This window comes from Thermoflexus sp. (genome assembly GCF_025055495.1).
Lineage (GTDB): Bacteria > Chloroflexota > Anaerolineae > Thermoflexales > Thermoflexaceae > Thermoflexus.
Window position 1 is genome coordinate 1 of record NZ_JANWXB010000091.1, and the last position, 2,749, is coordinate 2,749.

At 66.8% G+C, this 2,749-nt stretch carries 3 protein-coding genes; all 3 read left to right on the top strand.

All coding sequences use genetic code 11. The features are described 5' to 3' along the window. Positions 1-63 precede the first annotated feature (63 nt). The 3 genes from NZM16_RS03180 to recR all read left to right on the top strand — a co-directional run bounded on the left by NZM16_RS03180 (position 64) and on the right by recR (position 2,580). Complete coding sequence (locus tag NZM16_RS03180; RefSeq protein WP_295449954.1) at positions 64-393, top strand: YbaB/EbfC family nucleoid-associated protein; 330 nt, start codon at positions 64-66, stop codon at positions 391-393. A gap of 160 nt (positions 394-553) precedes the next feature. Then, positions 554-1,681 carry an aminotransferase class V-fold PLP-dependent enzyme gene (locus tag NZM16_RS03185; protein ID WP_295449952.1) on the top strand — a complete coding sequence of 376 codons (1,128 nt, stop codon included), beginning with the start codon at positions 554-556 and terminating at the stop codon, positions 1,679-1,681. Positions 1,682-1,965: 284 nt separating this feature from the next. After that, a complete protein-coding gene (gene recR / locus NZM16_RS03190; RefSeq protein ID WP_295449949.1) occupies positions 1,966-2,580 on the top strand; it encodes a recombination mediator RecR in 615 nt (204 codons plus the stop codon). The last annotated feature ends 169 nt before the right edge of the window (positions 2,581-2,749 follow it).

Consider the following 2,749-nt stretch of genomic DNA (forward strand, 5'->3'; position numbering starts at 1 on the left):
CGACCCCCCAAATGAAAAATGGACAAAGCGATGGTGTAAGATCTCTTTCCAGGAGTTTTCCCAATGACAAAAGGCCGTTTGCCTGGCAACCCGATGCAACTGCTCCAGCAGATCCAGCGGCTGCAGGAAGAGATGGTGAAGGCGAAGGAGGCCCTGGCCCAGGAAACCATGACGGTGACCGCAGGCGGAGGGGCGATCACCGTGGTGATCACCGGGGATCAGCGGGTGCGCTCCATCACCATCGACCCGGCCCTCCTCGCCTCAGGGGACATCGAAATGCTCCAAGACCTGCTGGTGGCCGCGATCAACCAGGCGATCGAGCGCTCCCAGGCCTACGCCGCGGAGCGCCTGAACGCCCTGGCCGGTCAGATGGGGCTGAGCGGACTGCTGTAGAGCGGGGGCGACCTCAGCGCCCTCGGGACGGTGAATTCCGGCACAGCCCTAGGGCGGAGCGGGACCCCTTCCGCCCCAACGCCGCGCCAGACCCCCTGAAGGCACCTCTGAAGGCACCTGGCTCCATAGCCTGGACATCATCGAGGCAGGAGGGAGGACGATGCGCCTGGAGACCCTGGCGGTTCACGCCGGATCGCGGATCGACCCGGCCACCGGGGCGGTGGTGATGCCGATTTATCTTTCCACCACGTTCGAACGGGCCGCGGACGGGAGCTATCCCCGCGGCTACGTCTACACGCGGGAGGGTAACCCTAACCGCGAGGCCCTCGAGGCCGCCGTTGCGGCCTTAGAGGGCGGCGCGGTGGCGATGGCCTTCGCCTCCGGCTCCGCGGCGGCCTTCGCGGTGCTGCAGGCCCTCGCCCCTGGAGCCCACGTGCTGGCCCCCAAGGACATCTATTTCGGCCTCGCCCGCCTGTTCCGGGAGATCGCCGCCGCGTGGGGGATCTCCGTCTCGTTCGTGGACATGACGGATCCCGCTGAAGTGGAATCTGCGATCCGGCCGGAGACCCGCCTCATCTGGGTGGAGACGCCCTCGAATCCGATGTTGCGCATCACGGACATCCCCCAAATCGCCGCGCTGGCTCACCGGGTGGGCGCCCTCTGCTTTTGCGACAACACGCTGGCCACCCCGGTCCTTCAACGTCCCCTGGCCCTCGGGGCGGATGGGGTCGTGCACTCGGCCACCAAGTATCTGGGGGGGCACAGCGACGCGATGGGGGGGGTCGTGGTGCTGAAGGAAGCGGACGCCTTCGCCCGGCGCCTGCGGGAGATCCAGACGGCCGGCGGCGCGATCCTCTCGCCCTTTGAGAGCTGGCTGATCCTGCGCGGCCTGCGCACGCTCCCTTACCGGATGCGGGCGCACTCGGAGAACGCCATGCGGGTGGCCGCCTTCCTGGCCCAGCACCCCGCGGTGGAGGCCGTGCACTATCCGGGACTGCCGGATCACCCGGGACACGAGGTGGCCGCCCGGCAGATGTCGATGTTCGGCGGCCTGCTCTCCTTCCAGGTCCGGGGCGGGCGGGAGACGGCGTTCCGGGTGGCGGAGCGGACGCAGCTGTTCATCCGGGCCACCAGCTTCGGGGGGGCGCACAGCCTGATCGAGCACCGCGCCTCCATCGAGGGGCCGGGGACGGCCACCCCCGATAACCTCCTCCGGCTCTCCATCGGCCTCGAACACCCGGATGACCTGATCGAGGATCTCGATCAGGCGCTGCGAACGACGCCCTAAGGCAGAACCTCATTTATGGCCTCAGGCGTCAGGATTCCGGCAGAGTATCGGAATCACCCGGGTGGGGGCTGATCGGACGAGGTGAAACGGACCCTCCTCAAAGCCTCCCACGGAAGCGAACGGTCCGCCTCCGAGATCCGCCCTACGCCGCTTCCCGGCGCGGGGGAAGCCGATCTCTGGCCGATCGCAGCCCCACGATGTGGTATTATGGTTCTATGGTGGAATAGAAGATGGTTCCTCCCTCGTGAAGAACTTTCCCTGGAATCCCGATCGGGTGAGCCCATATGCGTCCGGTAACGACCATCACCCCTCCTCCGATCGCCCGGCTGATCGAGGCGCTGGTGAAGCTGCCCGGGATCGGGCCGAAGACCGCCTCCCGTCTGGCCTTTTATTTCCTTCGAGCGCCGGATGAGGAGGTGTTGGCCCTGGCCGAGGCGTTGCGGGCGCTCAAGCAACAGACCCGCCTGTGCGAAGTCTGTTTCAATATCACCGATGAGAGCCCATGCGCCATCTGTCGGGATGAGCGGCGTGACCACGGGCTGATCTGCGTGGTGGAGGAGCCCCTGGATGTGCTGGCCATCGAGCGCACCGGGGAATACACCGGAGTCTATCACGTGCTCCATGGGGTGATCTCCCCCATGGACGGCGTGGGGCCGGAGCACCTCCGGATCCGGGAGTTGATGGATCGGGTGCGGCGCGAGGCCCCGCGGGAGGTGATCTTAGCCACTAATCCCAGCCTGGAGGGGGAGAACACCGCGGTTTACATCCATCGATTGCTGGCCCCGCTGGGGGTGCGCGTCACCCGCCTGGCGCGAGGTCTGCCGGTAGGGGGCGACCTGGAATACGCCGACGAAATCACCCTCGTCCGCGCCCTCCAGGGCCGACAGGAGATGGGGTGAAGAGCGCCGGTCCCGCCGACCTCAACGGCATCAACGGCATGCCCAGCTCCATACCCGGAGCCCCCTGAGGAAGCGAACACCGTGACTTCTGGGGCTTTTCTCCATTTACGCTATGGGCGACTTCCGAGCTCTCCTGCAGGTTTCAGGGCTGGGGCGCCGCCGAAGGCGG

What these genes read in the sequence shown, in the direction of transcription:
- NZM16_RS03180 (WP_295449954.1), top strand. Translation starts at nt 64, where the DNA reads ATGACAAAAGGCCGTTTGCCTGGCAACCCGATGCAACTGCTCCAGCAG.
- NZM16_RS03185 (WP_295449952.1), top strand. Translation starts at nt 554, where the DNA reads ATGCGCCTGGAGACCCTGGCGGTTCACGCCGGATCGCGGATCGACCCG.
- recR (WP_295449949.1), top strand. Translation starts at nt 1,966, where the DNA reads ATGCGTCCGGTAACGACCATCACCCCTCCTCCGATCGCCCGGCTGATC.